The organism is Massilia mucilaginosa (assembly GCF_011682145.1).
GTDB lineage: Bacteria > Pseudomonadota > Gammaproteobacteria > Burkholderiales > Burkholderiaceae_D > Telluria_A > Telluria_A mucilaginosa.
Window position 1 is genome coordinate 36,957 of sequence record NZ_WHJH01000048.1, and the last position, 15,838, is coordinate 52,794.

The 15,838-nt window shown below is 61.8% G+C and carries 15 protein-coding genes; 9 read left to right on the forward strand and 6 right to left on the reverse strand.

Annotated elements, in window-relative coordinates; genetic code table 11:
- Window positions 1-2: 2 nt before the first annotated feature.
- The 4 genes from F2P45_RS26755 to F2P45_RS26770 form a co-directional block, all read right to left on the reverse strand.
- Complete coding sequence (locus F2P45_RS26755; RefSeq protein WP_166881261.1) at window positions 3-1,058, reverse strand: ABC transporter ATP-binding protein; 1,056 nt, start codon at window positions 1,056-1,058, stop codon at window positions 3-5.
- A gap of 30 nt (window positions 1,059-1,088) precedes the next feature.
- The gene (locus tag F2P45_RS26760; RefSeq protein ID WP_166881262.1) at window positions 1,089-1,907 is read right to left on the reverse strand and encodes a carbohydrate ABC transporter permease; all 819 of its coding nucleotides are present in this window, start codon (window positions 1,905-1,907) and stop codon (window positions 1,089-1,091) included.
- A gap of 9 nt (window positions 1,908-1,916) precedes the next feature.
- Entirely contained in the window at window positions 1,917-2,777 is an 861-nt protein-coding gene (locus F2P45_RS26765; protein WP_166881263.1) for a carbohydrate ABC transporter permease, read from the reverse strand.
- A 99-nt stretch (window positions 2,778-2,876) separates the two neighbouring features.
- Complete coding sequence (locus tag F2P45_RS26770) at window positions 2,877-4,187, reverse strand: ABC transporter substrate-binding protein (RefSeq protein ID WP_166881264.1); 1,311 nt, start codon at window positions 4,185-4,187, stop codon at window positions 2,877-2,879.
- A gap of 267 nt (window positions 4,188-4,454) precedes the next feature.
- On the opposite strand from F2P45_RS26770, the gene F2P45_RS26775 reads away from it, so the two are divergent.
- Window positions 4,455-5,258: an L-iditol 2-dehydrogenase gene (locus F2P45_RS26775; protein WP_308613792.1), complete on the forward strand. Its 804-nt coding sequence runs from the start codon at window positions 4,455-4,457 to the stop codon at window positions 5,256-5,258.
- A gap of 138 nt (window positions 5,259-5,396) precedes the next feature.
- Here F2P45_RS26775 and F2P45_RS37305 read toward each other — a convergent pair whose 3' ends face one another.
- On the reverse strand, window positions 5,397-5,570 hold the full coding sequence (locus F2P45_RS37305) for a transposase (protein WP_370663317.1): 174 nt from the start codon (window positions 5,568-5,570) through the stop codon (window positions 5,397-5,399).
- Between the two features lie 670 nt (window positions 5,571-6,240).
- On the opposite strand from F2P45_RS37305, the gene F2P45_RS26780 reads away from it, so the two are divergent.
- The 3 genes from F2P45_RS26780 (at window position 6,241) to F2P45_RS26790 (ending at window position 9,012) form a co-directional block, all read left to right on the forward strand.
- Window positions 6,241-6,828: a hypothetical protein gene (locus F2P45_RS26780; protein WP_166881265.1), complete on the forward strand. Its 588-nt coding sequence runs from the start codon at window positions 6,241-6,243 to the stop codon at window positions 6,826-6,828.
- A gap of 131 nt (window positions 6,829-6,959) precedes the next feature.
- The gene (locus F2P45_RS26785) at window positions 6,960-7,466 is read left to right on the forward strand and encodes a hypothetical protein (protein WP_223164837.1); all 507 of its coding nucleotides are present in this window, start codon (window positions 6,960-6,962) and stop codon (window positions 7,464-7,466) included.
- Window positions 7,467-7,470: 4 nt separating this feature from the next.
- Window positions 7,471-9,012 carry an FAD-binding oxidoreductase gene (locus F2P45_RS26790; protein ID WP_166881267.1) on the forward strand — a complete coding sequence of 514 codons (1,542 nt, stop codon included), beginning with the start codon at window positions 7,471-7,473 and terminating at the stop codon, window positions 9,010-9,012.
- 65 nt (window positions 9,013-9,077) lie between these two features.
- Here the strand turns inward: F2P45_RS26790 and F2P45_RS26795 are convergent, their stop codons facing one another.
- Entirely contained in the window at window positions 9,078-10,244 is a 1,167-nt protein-coding gene (locus F2P45_RS26795; protein WP_166881268.1) for an iron-containing alcohol dehydrogenase, read from the reverse strand.
- Between the two features lie 143 nt (window positions 10,245-10,387).
- Between F2P45_RS26795 and F2P45_RS26800 the strand changes: the two genes are divergently transcribed.
- From F2P45_RS26800 to F2P45_RS26820, 5 genes are all read left to right on the forward strand, one after another.
- Window positions 10,388-11,152 carry a sulfite exporter TauE/SafE family protein gene (locus F2P45_RS26800; RefSeq protein WP_166881269.1) on the forward strand — a complete coding sequence of 255 codons (765 nt, stop codon included), beginning with the start codon at window positions 10,388-10,390 and terminating at the stop codon, window positions 11,150-11,152.
- 188 nt (window positions 11,153-11,340) lie between these two features.
- Window positions 11,341-13,272 (forward strand): tRNA uridine-5-carboxymethylaminomethyl(34) synthesis enzyme MnmG, encoded by a 1,932-nt coding sequence (mnmG, locus tag F2P45_RS26805; RefSeq protein ID WP_166881270.1) that lies wholly within the window; start codon window positions 11,341-11,343, stop codon window positions 13,270-13,272.
- Window positions 13,269-13,916, forward strand: a complete 648-nt coding sequence (gene rsmG / locus F2P45_RS26810; protein ID WP_166881271.1) for a 16S rRNA (guanine(527)-N(7))-methyltransferase RsmG — start codon at window positions 13,269-13,271, stop codon at window positions 13,914-13,916. The genes mnmG and rsmG overlap by 4 nt, the downstream gene beginning before the upstream one ends.
- A 114-nt stretch (window positions 13,917-14,030) precedes the next feature.
- On the forward strand, window positions 14,031-14,801 hold the full coding sequence (locus tag F2P45_RS26815; protein ID WP_166881272.1) for a ParA family protein: 771 nt from the start codon (window positions 14,031-14,033) through the stop codon (window positions 14,799-14,801).
- 33 nt (window positions 14,802-14,834) lie between these two features.
- Window positions 14,835-15,713, forward strand: coding sequence for a ParB/RepB/Spo0J family partition protein (locus F2P45_RS26820; RefSeq protein ID WP_166881273.1), 879 nt, complete (start codon window positions 14,835-14,837; stop codon window positions 15,711-15,713).
- Window positions 15,714-15,838 lie beyond the last annotated feature (125 nt).

Consider the following 15,838-nt stretch of genomic DNA (forward strand, 5'->3'; position numbering starts at 1 on the left):
CATCATCGTGCTCCCTGCCGATGCATGCCGCACGTGGAACCCGATTTGTCGAAGTGGTGCACGAAACCGTGTTCGAACGCCAGGTGGGTGCGCGCGCCGGGTTGCAGGGCGATGCGCTCGCTGCCGCGCGCGACCACCTGCACGTTGTTCTCCAGGCGCGCGTAGACCAGCGTTTCGACGCCGAGCGACTCGACCATGTCGACCGTGGCGGGCAGGCTGTCCGGCTGCGCCGCATCGAGCACATGCACATGCTCGGGGCGGATGCCGACAAAGCCGTCGGCAGGGGCCGCGCCGCCCGACAGCGCGGCCAGCCGCGGCAAGAGCGCCGCCGGCACCACGTTCATGCTCGGGGTGCCGATGAACTGCGCCACGAAGCGGTTGGCCGGGCTGTCGTACAGGAACAGCGGCGAGCCATGCTGCTCGATCTGGCCGTCGCGCAGCACCACCACGCGGTCGGCCAGGGTCATCGCCTCGACCTGGTCGTGCGTGACGTAGATGGTGGTGGCGCCCAGCTCGCGGTGCAGCTTGGCGATTTCGATGCGGGTCTGCACGCGCAGGGCCGCGTCCAGGTTCGACAGCGGTTCGTCGAACAGGAATACCTTCGGATCGCGCACGATGGCGCGGCCGATGGCAACGCGCTGGCGCTGGCCGCCGGACAGCTCCTTGGGCTTGCGTTCGAGGTACTCGCCCAGATTCAAAATCGCGGCGGCCTTGTCGACCTTGGTGCGGATTTCGGCGGGCGGCACGCCGGCCAGTTTCAGCGCGAACGACATGTTCTGGAAGACCGTCATGTGCGGGTACAGCGCGTACGACTGGAACACCATCGCCAGGTCGCGCCTGGACGAGGGCAGGGCGGTGATATCGCGCCCGTCCAGGTGCAGGCTGCCTTTGTCGATCGGTTCCAGGCCGGCGATCAGGCGCAGCAGGGTCGACTTGCCGCAGCCGGACGGACCGACGAAGACGACGAATTCGCCTTTCTCGATCTCGAGGTCGATACCCTTGATGGCGTGGTGCGCGCCGAAGAATTTTTCGATGTTTTTCAGTTGGAGGTAAGCCATGATCTTGATGTCCTTTGATGTTCTTTTGTCTTATTTGACCGCGCCGAATGTCATGCCTTGCACCAGCTGCTTCTGGCAGAACCAGCCCAGCGCCATGATCGGTGCGATCGCCATCAGCGAGGCGGCCGACAGCTTGGCCCAGAACAGCCCTTCGGGACTGGAGTAGGAGGCGATCAGCCACGCCAGCGTGCCGGCGTTCGAGGCGCCCAGGTTGAGCGACCAGAACGACTCGTTCCAGGCCCACACCATGCACACCAGCGCGGTCGAGGCGATGCCGCCCACCGACAGCGGCAGCACGATGTAGCGGAACTCGTGGAAGACGGTGGCGCCGTCCATGCGCGCCGCTTCCAGGATGTCGCGCGGGAGTTCGCGCAGGCTGGTGTAGAGCAGCCAGATCATGATCGGCAGGTTCATGAGCATGAACATGATGGTCAGGCCGACGCGCGTGTCGAGCAGGCCGGCATACTGGAAGCAGACGTAGATCGGCATCAGCGCCCCCACACCCGGCATGTAGCGCGAACTCAGAATGAACTTGAGCAGGCCGACCGTGCCGCCGGTCGGAAAGAACGCCATCGAGTACGCCGCGGGAATGGCGATGGCCAGCCCGAACACGGTCGAGAGCACGCTGGTGATGAGCGAATTGAACGCATAGCCGGCGTAGTGGTCGCGCGCCATCACCTCCTGGAAGCTTTGCAGGGTCGGCTCGAAAAACAGCAGCGGCGGCGTGGCGATGGCCTGGCCCTCGGTCTTGAAGGCCATCAGGGCGAGCCAGAAGATCGGGAAGAACAGCAGCAGCGCGAAAAACCAGGCGGCTGCCGTGCGGGTGTGCAGTGCGAGTTTGTTGGTCATCAAGGTCTCCTATTTCGCCAGGTTCTTGCCGATGACGCGCATCAGGAAGAAGGCCGCGATGTTCGCCAGCAGCACCGCGAACAGGGCGCCGGCCGATGCCGCGCCGATGTCGTAGGACTGCAAGGCCTGCTGATAGATCATGAAGGTGATGGTGGTGGTCTCGAAGCCCGGACCGCCGCCGGTGGTGGTGAAGATCTCGGCGAACACCGACAGCAGGAAGATCATTTCGATCATCAGCACCACCGACACCGCGCGCCCCAGGTGCGGCAGGTACAGGTAGCGCAGCTGCTGCAGGTAGTTGGCGCCGTCCATGCCGGCCGCTTCCAGCTGTTCCTTGTCCATCGACTGCAGCGCCGTCATGAAGATCAGGCAGGCGAAGGGGAGCCACTGCCAGGACACCATCATCACGATCGACAGCAGCGGGTATTGCGACAGCCAGTCGATGGGCGTGGCGCCGAAGAAGATGCTGACGTGCGCGAACAGGCCGTAGATGGGATTGAGCAGCATGTTCTTCCACATCAGCGCGTTCACCGCCGGCATGATCAGGAACGGGGAAATGAGCAGCACGCGCACGACGGCGCGCCCCGGGAAGGCGTCGTTGATCAGCAGGCCGAGCGCAATGCCCAGCACCACCGTGATCGCCATGACGGAAAACATCAGCACAAAGGTGTTTGCCAGCGCCGGCAGAAAAGCGCCGTCGGTGAAGAAAAAGATGAAGTTGTCGAGCCCGTTGAAGTCATGTTCGCCGGGAGCGAGCATGCTGTAGCGGACAAAGGAGTAGTACAGGGTGATCAACAGCGGGACGATGGAAATGACGGTGATGGCGAACACCGCAGGGGTGAGCAAGGTCCGGGGCAGGAGTCGGGTCATAATGTTCTCGGGTGCGACAGGGGAACGCCGCCTGCCCGCAGGGGAGGCGACGACCGAAGAAGTCGGATGGGGCTGGCGCGTGGGGCGCCAGCGGCGTGCCTACTTGTAGTAGCCGCCCTTGCGCATCTCGCGCTCGGCCGCCTGCTGGGTAAGCGCCAGCGCCTGCTCGACCGTGACCTTGCCCAGAAGAGCCGCGCTCATCTGCTGTCCGGCCGCCACGCCGATGGTCTGGAATTCCGGGATCGCGGCGTATTGCACGCCGACGTAGGGCGACGGCGGCAGGGTGCTCTGGTTGGGACGGCTGCTGGCAATCGCCGCGCCCTCGGCGGCGGCGAATTTGGCGGCCTTGACGAACTCGGGCGCGGCGTAGGTCGACTTGCGGGTGCCGGTCGGCACGCTGGCCCAGCCGGACTCCCTGGCGACCAGTTTGATGTATTCCTTCGAGGTGGCCCAGTTGATGAACTTTTGCGCCGCCTCGGGCTGTTTGGAGCTGCGTGGAATGGCCAGCGACCAGGCCCACAGCCAGTTGGCGCCGCGCTCGGTGGTGGCGACCGGCGACTGTGCGAAGGCGACCTTGTCGGCCACCTTGCTCTGCTTCGTATCGGTGATGAAGGAGGCGGCGATGGTGGCGTCGATCCAGATGCCGCACTTGCCTTCGTTGTACAGCGCCAGGATTTCATTGAAGCTGTTCGAGGACGAGCCCGGCGGGCCGTAGTTCTTGAGCAGGTCGACGTAGGTGGTGACGGCGTCTTTCCACGGTTTGCTGGTGAACTGCGGCTGCCATTTCATGTCGAACAGCTGGCCGCCGAAGGAGTTGGCGATGGTGGTGATCAGTGCCATATTGTCGCCCCAGCCCGGTTTGCCGCGCAGGCAGATGCCGTACACGCCGTTGGCCGGGTCGTGGATCTTGGCGGCCACGGCGCGGATGTGGCTCCAGGTGGGGCGGTCTTCGATGCTCATGCCGGCCTTTTTGACCAGGTCGCTGCGGTACATGATCATCGAGCTTTCGCCGTAGAACGGCGCGGCATACAGCTTGCCGTTCAGCGACAGGCCGTCGCGAATCGATGGCAGCAGGTCGTCGATATCGTAGGCGCTATCGGCCTTGAGCGGAATCAGCCAGTCCTTTTTGGCCCAGATCGGCGCTTCATACATGCCGATGGTCATCACGTCGAACTGCCCGCCCTTGGTGGCGATGTCGGTGGTCATGCGCTGGCGCAGTACGCCTTCTTCCAGGGTCACCCATTTGAGCTTGATATCGGGATTGGCCTGCTCGAAGAACTTGCTCATCTTCTGCATTTCGATCATGTGGCCGTTGTTGACGGTGGCGATCACCAGGTTGGTGGCTGCCAGGGATGCGCTGCTGACACAGAGTAGGGCCGTGCACAAGGCACTGCTTGCGATACGTTTCATGCTGTCGTCTCCAAGTTTTTTTGCTTTTTATGTTCAATGCAAGGTTTGCACCGTGTACAGAATGTAGCACCAGACTCCGATACTTTCTGATACTGCAACTCCTAGTGTCGATACTTTTTTGCAATGGGCGCATGCCTGTCCGCCGCTGTATGGAGCGCTGATGCCGCTTGGATAAAAGTATCGACTATTGCGTTGGCCGTATCAGGCGCGCCGCCTGATCGTTGCTAGACTTTTCGGCATCACCCACACCCAAGGAGATTGATGATGATGTCGACCCAGCACGCAAGCATGAACCGGCTTACATCCAGGCATGCCCTGCTGACCGGAGCCGGTGGCGGGATCGGTCTGGCGGTGGCCGAGGCTTACCTGACCGAGGGAGCGCGTTGCAGCGTGGTCGACCTGGCCGGCGCGCCGCCGCCCGCGCTGGCGCCGCTGCTGGCGCGCTACCCGGACCGGCTGCACTACCTGAGCGCCGACGTGCGCGACGCCGGCGCGGTCGCCGCCGTGCTGGCGCTGGCCGCCGAACGCTTCGGCCCGGTCGATATCCTCTTCAATAATGCGGCCGTGTTCGACATGGCACCCTTGCTGGAATCGGACCTGGTGATGTACGAACGCATCTTCGACGTCAACGTCAAAGGCATGTTCATCGTGATGCAGCAGGTGCTGCGGGCGATGGTGGACGCGGGCCGCAGCGGCGCCATCATCAACCTGGCGTCCCAGGCCGGACGGCGCGGCGAAGCGCTGGTGGCGCACTATTGCGCGAGCAAGGCGGCGGTGATCAGCTATACCCAGTCGGCCGCGCTGGCGATGGCGCCGCACGGCATCCGCGTCAACGCCATTTCGCCGGGGGTGGTGGACACGCCCATGTGGGACCATGTGGACGCGCTGTTCGCGCGCTACGAACAGTTGCAGCCGGGCGAGAAGAAGCGGGCGGTGGGACTGGCCGTGCCGCTGGGACGCATGGGCACGCCGGGCGACCTGGCCGGCGCGGCGATTTTCCTTGCCAGCGACGAGTCAGCGTACATCACGGCCCAGACGCTGAACGTCGACGGTGGCGCCGTGATGAGCTAAGTAGGTAAGCAAAATTTATCCTAAATTTTGCTCCGAAACCTTTCATCAGTGATTCAATTTCATCGAGCAACTGGGCTCCGTTCAGGCTGACGAAACGCCCAAAAATGTTTGGCATGTTTCCACGAGTTTCGATGCGGTTCAGTTCCGGCTGTAGGGCGGCAGGTAATACAGGTGAAGCGCTTGCCTTGCCCACTTCCGGCGTTTGCTCTCCACGACATCGCCTTTGTGCATCGCGGCATTATCCATTAACACAATGCGGGGCACCGGTGCGCTTGAGGTTCTACGGCACGCGACTGGCCAAGCTGTGACCATCGGTATTCACCGGCGGGTTTGGGCTGAAGCCTGATTCGTCAAAATACAGTAGTTCGCACTGGCCGTTTGGGTCCAGCTTGCCCAACGATGCAATTAGCTGAAGGGCGCGCTCAAGAGCATCCTCGCTGCGCTTTTTTAGACCGTACCGGTAACGTTTGTAGCTGAAATTCATTTCCTTGAGATAGCGTTTGACGCTGCTTTCGCTAATCGATACCGCCTATTTGCGCTGCCCGCTGTGATGCAGCACGACTGCTCCCGTTCCGCCCTCCGACTGCGCCAACGCGCGTAGCGCGTGTCGCTGTCGCGCGGTCCATTTCGGCTGGCGTCCCGTATGGCGACTTTCATATAGCCCGGCCAGCCCCAACCTGTTTCAAAAATCCCCTGCGCGCGCATTCGAGTGCGTGGGTGGCTATGGAAAATTCCCATCTCTTGCAACGTCCGCCACTCGTTCTCGCCCAACCCGCTGAGGTGCAAGAATTGCTGCCGTGATGGTTGAAAGTCGCCGGCGGCACTGCCAGGCCGACCTGGCAGTGCCACGCGCGAAAGGCACAAGTAACAGCGGCGCCGTTACCTTAGAGATACTTCTTTTAGACCTTCAATGCCTTTACGATGAATTCATGCACGCACGCCGCGATGCACAGCGATCAACCTCACATCCAAAGGAAACCCCATGTCTGCCAATTTTATCAATGCCATGAACGCGATGAATGCCCACTACAAAACCGGCACGCTCCAGGCTTTTGCAATCGACGATCATCTGGAACATTTTCCTCTGGCGGCCACCGCCAATATGGTGATGCTGAGTGCGACAGCAGATGACACTGCTGATGTCACGGCAGCCATTGCAAAGATCACGGGCGATGCCAAGGCGGCGGTGTCCACCTCGACGTCGACCCAGCAAACGGGCATCACTACCGCATGCACGGCGCTGTCCGATAACAAAACTAGCTCAGCCGCGCCAAATGACTTCATTACGCGCATGACCGCGCAAAGGGATCAGGCCAAGGCAGACGCGGCCAAGACCATCGACACGGCCTACCAGGCAGCGATCGATCTTGGCAAGAACGCCCCGGAGGCACAGCAAAATTCAATTATTTCCGGTATGCAGACGCTGTCGTCGACGATCAATAACGTCTTCTCGACGATCACCAATTTCGTTTCCGGACTGATTGAAAAGGTCATGAACATCATCAATGGTATTTACGATTTCTTGAAAGGAATCCAAGACACGTTCAAATCCATCGCCAGCATTTTCTAATAACGGCGAGGCGGCCGAACAATGCCGGCTTTGCACACTGATCAACCGGGGAGAAAATCATGTCAACAGAAGTGTTCGTAAATCAAATGCGGTCCTTGCAGGCGAACCGCGGGAAGCCACAACGATCAGGCATGTTCGATATCATGGAACATTCGCTCCAGAATCTCACCAATCGCCCGTCTGAAATTGACCAGGTCGTAGCGGACCTGAACAACGCGATGCAAGGCGTGGAGGCGACCCAGTCGGCACAATTGCAATTGGCCCAAGCCGCCCTGGCGAACAAGCAGCAGTCCTCCTTCGAGAGCCTGATGGAAGCATCCAAGGCGCAGGCAAAGGCCGATGTCAACGCCGCGATCGACAAGGCATATGCCACGCTGACAACGATTGGGCAGCAGCACCCCGAATCGCAAAGCGCCATCGTGGCCGCCATGGCTCAGTGTAATCGTATTGCGGACACAACGATTTCGGGTGTCAATGCAGCGCTCGACACCTTGTCCGACACCGCCAGAACGGTGTTCAACGGGGTGGCGGATGCGGCAACGACAGTCGCCGGTGGCGTGACGACGGCCGCAGGGGCAGTGGGCACCGTCGTGAACGATGCTGGCAATGCCATCGCCAAAGTGTTCTCCGGCTGGTAAGCATATGCTCCACCATTTTTCCTGTTCGGGCGCGCCTGCGCGCCGCGATGACCTGGACGCTGCGCTGGCAGCCTGGGAGGCCGTGGTGGGGCCGCTGCGCGTGAGCGTGGCTCTGGACGTGATCGCGGCAGCCGGAATGGCGACGCTGCACGCGCCGGGCCGCATCGATGTCACCATTGCGCCCGGATCTGTCGATGAACTGCGCGCTTGCCTTGCGATTGCAACACGGTATGTTGTGCCTGTTTATCCCGTCAGTGGGGGCAAGAACTGGGGATTGGGATCGAAGCTGCCGCCACGGGGGCGTTGCGTGCTGGTGGAGCTGTGGCGTCTCAATGAGATAATCGACTTCGATGAGGAACTGGCGGTCATCACCATACAACCGGGCGTTACGTTCAGGCAGATTTCGGTATTTCTGGCCGAACGAAAGTCCACGTTGTTCTTGCCCGTGATCGGCGGCTCGCCCGACGCCAGTGTGATCGGAAACGCGGTCGAACGCGGTTCAGGCATAGGGCCGTCGGGCGAACGTGCCAATGCCATCGGCGGGCTGGAAATCCTGACACCACAGGGCCACATCCTGCGCACCGGCTTCAGCCGATTCCCGCACGCGCGCACGGCGCGCCTGTCACAGCACGGAGTGGGCCCCTCCCTGGATGGCCTGTTCTTACAATCAAATCTTGGTGTCGTTACGCAGCTCAGTGTATGGTTGACGCCACGTCCCGCGATACTGTCGCTCTACCAAGGACAAGCACTCGATGCCCACTGGCTGGGGATGGCGGTCGATGCCTTGCGGCCTTTGGTACTCAACGACGCGCTCGGGCCTTGCGCGATCACCTTCTGGAACACCGTCAAGCTGCTCGCTCGCCAATCCCAATATTCGCCGCTGCACGCGATCACGGACCCTTCCTGGTTCGTTTCGGCCGCATTGTATTCGTCCAGCATGAGCGCTGCCGCTGCGGCCACCTCGGCAATCAGGACCTGCCTGGATGGCGTTCTTGACGGTGCTGCTGTGCGCTGCGTCGACCCGGTCGCGATGACAGAGCACGAGGCGATGTTTGTCGGGGTACCGAATAGCGGCAACGTGGGCAGTACCTACTGGCGCAAACAGATGGCGGTGCCGCCAGAACCCGACCCCGACCGGGACCGGTGCGGTCTGATCTGGCTCTGTCCCACCTTGCCGTTTCTTGGTCGCGACTGCGTTGCTGCGATTGGGATGATCGAATCCACATTCGCAAAATACCGCTTTGAAGCGAATATTGGTTTTAATGTGTTCAATGCGAGAACGCTAGATTTCTTCGTTGTGATTGCGTATGACCGGGATATCGCGGGCGATGACGAGCGCGCCATGGCATGCCACGATGAATTGATGGGCAAGCTCATTGCGCGCGGATATCTCCCGTCGCGGCTGGGCATCCATTCGATGACATCGTTACCCGACACGAACGACGATTCGGACGCCTTCATCGATGCCATTAAGAAGATCGCCGATCCCGCGAATATTCTGTCGCTCGGAAGGTACACCACACGCGATTCATCCCGACCAGGTTAGCGCTCTGATCTATTGACAGCGATTGCGCGAGCCGACCACGGTGGCATGCGACTTCGGCCATGCCTTTAGTACGCGGCGCTGTAGATGCTGTGGATATCTTCGCGCGTCAGCTCGCGCGGGTTGTTGCCGAGCAGGCGGGTTTGCAGCATCGCATCGTCGGCCAGCTTGTCGATGTCGGCTGCGCTCACGCCGACCTGGCGCAGCGTGGTCTGGATGCCGGTCTTTACCGCAATCTGTTCCATCGCATTGACCAGCGCATTGGCGCGCGCCTCTTCGCTGCCGCTCACGCCCGGATCGATCAGGCCGGCCAGCTCGGCGTAATGCGCGCTCGCGTGCGACAGATTGAAGCGCAGCACATGCGGCAGCACCAGTGAATTCGACAAGCCATGTGGCACGTGAAATATGCCGCCGATCGGGTAGGCGAGGGCATGCACGGCCGCCACCGGCGCGTTGGAAAATGCCTGCCCGGCAAAGCACGCGCCGAGCAGCATGGCTTGGCGCGCTTCCAGATCGCCGCCGTGTTCGCAAGCGCGCAGCAGGTTGCGCGACAGCAGCGACAGCGCCTGGCGCGCCAGATTGTCCGACATCGGGTTCTTCTTGTGCTTGCTGGTAAAGGCTTCGATGGCGTGCACCATCGCATCGATGCCGGTCGCCGCCGTCACCAAGGGCGGCAGGCCGAGCGTGAGTTGCGCGTCCAGGATCGCCAGGTCGGCATACAGCTGCGGGGCGACCACGCCCATCTTGGTGGTCGCGCCGGTGGTGACGATGGCGATGTTGGTCACCTCCGAACCGGTGCCGGCCGTCGTCGGAATCTGCACCAGCGGCAGCCGTTTGCCGCGCACATTGCCGATGCCGTAAATCTGGCTGAGCGGCTGCTCGCTGCCGGCCAGCACCGCGATCAGCTTGGCCACATCCATCGAACTGCCGCCGCCCAAGCCGATGACGAGATCGGTATCGTGGCGGCGCGCCACCTCTACAGCCTGCTGCACCACCGACTCCGGCGGGTCGGCAACGACCTCGGACCAGACCTGAACCGCCACATTTTCCTGTTCCAGCGAGCGCTGCGGAGCGCCGACCAGGCCGGTGCCGAGGAAGCCGGGGTCGGTCACGATGAGCGCGCGGCGGGCATCGGGGAAGTGGCTGCGGACCAGGGAACCGAGCCGGCTGCTGGCGCCAGGGCCGGAAACAAGGTGGGGAACGGTACTGAAGCTGAACTCGGCGGACTCGGTCATTGCGCACCTGTTGGTCGATGGGAGATGTCAAAAGCTTACACCATTGGCGCGCCGGGCAGGAAAATGGCGGCCGGGAACGTGGATCAGATTTCTTACGTACAATATCCGACTGTGCTGTTCAGTCCTCCCTTTCTGGAAAACCCATGGTCGATTTTGCCTTACTCGGATGTGCGGCGTTCCTCGCCGGCTTGGTCGATGCTGTTGTGGGCGGAGGCGGATTGATCCAGGTGCCGGTGCTGTTCTCGGTGTTTTCACGTGAAATCCCCGCGACCTTGCTGGGGACGAGCAAGTTTGCCGGCATCTTCGGCACCGGCGCGGCGGCCGTCAATTATGCGCGCAAGGTCAGGGTGGCGTGGAGCGCGGCGGCGCCGGCGGCGGTGTCGGCCTTGCTGCTGTCGTTCGCCGGTGCCTACACGGTGACCAAGGTGCCGGCCGATTTCGTGCGGACCTTGCTGCCGTTTGTTCTGGTCGCGGTGGCGGTGTACACCTTCCGCAAGAAGGACTTCGGCAGCGTCCACGCGCCGCTGCACAGCGGCTCGACCGAGCGCTGGGTGGCAGTGGGCATCGGCGCCGCGATTGGTTTCTATGACGGCTTCTTCGGTCCCGGTACCGGCAGCTTCCTGCTGTTCCTGTACGTGCGGTTTTTCGGATTCGATTTTCTCAGCGCTTCCGCTGCGGCCAAGGTGGTCAACGTGGCGTGCAATCTGTCGGCGCTGATGTGGTTTGGCTACAGCGGCCACATCCTCTGGCAACTCGGTTTGATGATGGCGGTGTGCCAGGTGGCCGGTTCTTTGGTCGGTACCAGGCTGGCGATCAAGCATGGCAGTGCGTTTGTGCGCAAATTGTTCCTGGTCGTGGTCAGCCTGCTGATCGTGAAGACGAGCTATGACGCCATCGTGAAGTGGTAGTTGTTTCACGTGGAACAGCGCAGAGGACTCAGCCGATGTTCCACGTGAAACCATAGAAGTTCGTCAAATAGTACGTTCCACGTGAAACACTCCGTTGCGAGAAAATCGCGGATTCGCGGGGTAAAAGAGTGGAGGGTCTGAAAAGACTCTATAATCGGGCCTCATATCCCCTCGCTCTACACTCCATCATGCTATTTCCAACTGAATTCGACGTCATCGTCGTCGGCGGCGGCCATGCCGGCACCGAGGCTGCGCTCGCTTCTGCCCGCATGGGCCAGAAGACTTTGCTGCTCACCCATAACATCGAGACGCTCGGCCAGATGTCTTGCAACCCATCCATCGGCGGCATCGGCAAGGGACACCTGGTCAAGGAAGTCGACGCCATGGGCGGCGCCATGGCGATTGCCACGGACGAATCCGGTATCCAGTTTCGTATCCTGAACTCGTCCAAAGGTCCAGCCGTCCGCGCCACCCGCGCGCAAGCCGACCGCATCCTGTACAAGCAAGCCATCCGTTCGCGCCTGGAAAACCAGCCGAACCTGTGGCTGTTCCAGCAGGCGGTTGACGACCTGATGCTCGAAGGCGACCGCGTGGTCGGCGCCGTGACCCAGATCGGCATCAAGTTCCGCGCCCGCGCGGTGGTGCTGACGGCGGGCACTTTCCTCGACGGGAAGATCCACGTCGGCCTGCAAAACTACTCGGCCGGCCGCGCTGGCGATCCGCCGGCGATTTCGCTCTCGGCGCGCCTGAAGGAAATGAAGCTGCCGCAAGGCCGCCTGAAGACCGGCACGCCGCCGCGTATCGACGGCCGCAGCATCGATTTTTCGCAGATGGCCGAGCAGCCGGGCGACCTCGATCCGGTGCCGGTCTTCTCGGTCATGGGCAATACCGCCATGCACCCGCGCCAGGTGCCATGCTGGGTTACGCATACCAATGCGCAAACGCACGACATCATCCGTGCCGGCCTGGACCGCAGCCCGATGTACACCGGCGTCATCGAAGGTGTAGGCCCGCGTTACTGCCCGTCGATCGAAGACAAGATCCACCGCTTCTCGGGCAAGGAATCGCACCAGATTTTCCTGGAGCCGGAAGGCCTGACGACCAACGAATTCTATCCAAACGGTATCTCGACCAGCCTGCCGTTCGACGTGCAGATCGCCCTGGTGCGCTCGATGAAGGGCATGGAAAACGCCTTCATCCTGCGCCCCGGCTACGCCATCGAATACGACTACTTCGACCCGCGCGGCCTGAAAACCTCGCTCGAAACCAAGGCCGTGCAGGGCTTGTTCTTTGCCGGCCAGATCAACGGCACCACCGGCTACGAAGAAGCGGCGGCGCAAGGCATGCTGGCCGGGATCAACGCGGCGCTGCTGACGAAGGGCGTTGACGCCTGGATTCCGGGCCGTTCCGAAGCCTACCTCGGCGTGCTGGTGGATGACTTGACGACGCAAGGCGTGGCCGAGCCGTACCGCATGTTCACCAGCCGCGCCGAGTTCCGCCTGAGCCTGCGTGAAGACAATGCCGACATGCGCCTGACCGAAATCGGTCGCAAACTCGGCTGCGTCGGTGACGCCCAGTGGGAAGCCTTCGAGCGCAAGCGCGAAGCGGTCGCGGTGGAACTGGAGCGCCTGCGCACCACCTGGGTCAACCCGCGCATCCTTGCCAGCACCGAATCGGAACGGGTGATCGGCCAGGCCATCGAGCGCGAATACTCGCTGGCCGACCTGCTGCGCCGTCCGGGCGTGGACTACGACAAGCTGATGGGCTTGAGCGGCGTGGAAGGCCAGGCGCTGGCCGGCCCCGGCGTGGCGGATCCGGCGGTCAAGGAACAGGTCGAAATCCAGCTCAAATACGCCGGCTATATCGACCGCCAGGCCAAGGAAGTGGAGCGCCACGACCACTACGAAAACTTGAAATTGCCTGCCGGATTCGACTACCTCGACATCACCGCGCTGTCGATCGAGGTGCGCCAGAAGCTCGACAAGCAGCGTCCTGAAACCCTGGGACAGGCATCGCGTATCTCGGGCGTCACGCCGGCGGCCATCTCGCTGCTGCTGGTGCATTTGAAAAAACGTGGTGCGAAAGGCTTCACCACCCTGAATGAGGAATTGGCAGGATGAAGTTTTTCGACCGTAACGCCATTGCGCCAGTGCTGGCCAATGGCGTCAAAGAACTCAAGCTCGACCTGAACGAACAGCAGCACGCGCAATTGCTCGACTACCTGGCACTGCTGGCGAAGTGGAATTCGGTCTACAACCTGACCTCGGTGCGCGATCCGATGCAGATGGTGACCCACCACGCGCTCGATTCGCTGGCCGCCGTATCCGCCTTTGAAGGCGCGACAAGGGTGCTGGACGTCGGGGCAGGGGGCGGCTTGCCCGGCATCGTGCTGGCGATTGCCCGGCCGGACATGAAAGTAGCGCTGATCGACACCGTGCACAAGAAAACCGCCTTTCTCACGCAAGTCAAAGCCGAACTGGGCCTGGCCAATGTCACCGTGCACACGGCGCGCGTGGAGCAGTTGCAGGTGCCGCACAAATTCGACGTCATCACCTCGCGCGCTTTCGCCGACCTGTCGGATTTTGTGAACTGGTCCGGACACCTGCTGGCCGAGGGCGGCAAATTCATCGCCCTGAAAGGCACGGCGCCGGCGGACGAACAGGAGCGGCTGCCGAGCGACTGGAAAGTGAGCGAATTGCGGCCTATCCAGGTTCCAGGGCTGCAAGCGGAGCGGCATCTGGTTTTCATCGAAAAGAACCTGTAAACAGTATAAATCATATAAACGGTTTATATCATTTAAACCATATAAATCGAATAAACGGTTTATACTATTAAAACAGTATAAATCGTTTGCATCAAAACCATCATAAGAGCATATATGGCGAAAATATTTTGCGTTGCAAATCAAAAGGGCGGCGTAGGCAAGACCACCACCAGCGTTAACCTGTCGGCGGGGCTGGCCAAACTGGACCAGCGCGTGCTGCTGGTCGACCTGGACCCGCAGGGCAACGCGACCATGGGCGCAGGCATCAACAAGGCCGGGCTCAAGGCATCGACCTATGAAGTGCTGCTGGGCGAGGCCGAGGTGAGCGAAGCGCGCACGCGTTCGGAAGCGGGGCGTTTCGACGTGCTGCCGTCGAACCGCGAACTGGCCGGCGCCGAAGTCGAGATGGTCGAACTGGAAAACCGCGAGCGCCGCCTGAAGGATGCGCTGGCCTCGGTCGACAAGGACTACGACTTCATTTTGATCGACTGCCCGCCGGCCTTGTCGATGCTGACCCTGAACGGCCTGTGCGCCGCGCATGGCGTGATCATTCCGATGCAGTGCGAGTACTACGCGCTGGAAGGTTTGTCGGACCTGGTCAACACCATCAAGAAGGTGCACGCCAACCTGAACACCGATTTGAAGATCATTGGTCTCTTGCGCGTCATGTTCGATCCGCGCATGACGCTCTCGCAGCAGGTGTCGGCCCAGCTGGAGCAGCACTTCGGCGACAAGGTCTTCAATACCATCATCCCGCGCAACGTGCGCCTGGCCGAAGCGCCGTCGTACGGCGTGCCGGGCGTGGTGTTCGATCCGTCCTCGAAAGGGGCGCAAGCCTACATCGCCTTTGGCGCCGAGATGGTCGAACGCATCAAGACAATGTAAACATCCGCATCACACAAAATAGGCAGCACACATATGGCAACCAAAAAACTCAAGGGGCTCGGTCGCGGGCTCGACGCGCTGCTGGGCGGCGACGGCGAGGGCGCCAAGCCCGATGCGCCGTCGGTCCTGGCCGTGCACCAGATGCAGGCCGGTAAATACCAGCCGCGCACGCGCATGGACGAAGGCGCGCTCAACGAACTGGCCGCCTCGATCAAAACCCAGGGCATCATGCAGCCGGTGCTGGTGCGCCCGATCGGGCAGGACACGCTGACCGGCGCGCTGCGCTACGAGATCATCGCCGGCGAACGGCGCTTCCGCGCGGCGCAGCTGGCCGGGCTGAACGAGATCCCGGTGCTGGTGCGCGATGTGGACGACCAGGCCGCCGCCGCGATGGCGCTGATCGAGAACATCCAGCGCGAAGACCTCAATCCGCTGGAAGAGGCGCAGGGGATTCATCGCCTGATCTCGGATTTCAATTTCACGCACGAACAGGCGGCCACCGCGGTGGGGCGCTCGCGCAGCGCGGTGTCGAACCTGCTGCGCCTGATGAACCTGGCCGCGCCGGTGCAAACCATGCTGATGGCGGGCGACGTGGACATGGGCCACGCGCGCGCCTTGCTGGCGGTGGACCCGGCCAGCCAGATCGCACTGGCCAACCAGGTGGTGGCAAAACGCCTGTCGGTACGCGAGACCGAAAAGCTGGTGGCCAGGGAGCTGGAAGAGCAGGCCAACCCGAGCACCACCCGCCAGAAGGAAAAATCGGGTGATATTGCCCGGTTGGAAGAAGAGCTGTCCGACAAGCTGGCCACGCCGGTGTTGTTCAAGATGGGTGCGAAGGGCAGGGGACAGATGATCATCGACTTTGCCGATCTGGATATCTTGGACGGGGTACTGGCCCGTTTGCGAGCATAAACAACTGTATTGGCCGTCGTTCCCGCCACTGCCTCCGTCGGTACCCCGCCCGCGGGGACGCCCCGGGGGCCCCCAGTTTAACGCCACCCGGTGGGTTTTGGTTAACCGTTGCCCCAAACCCCCGG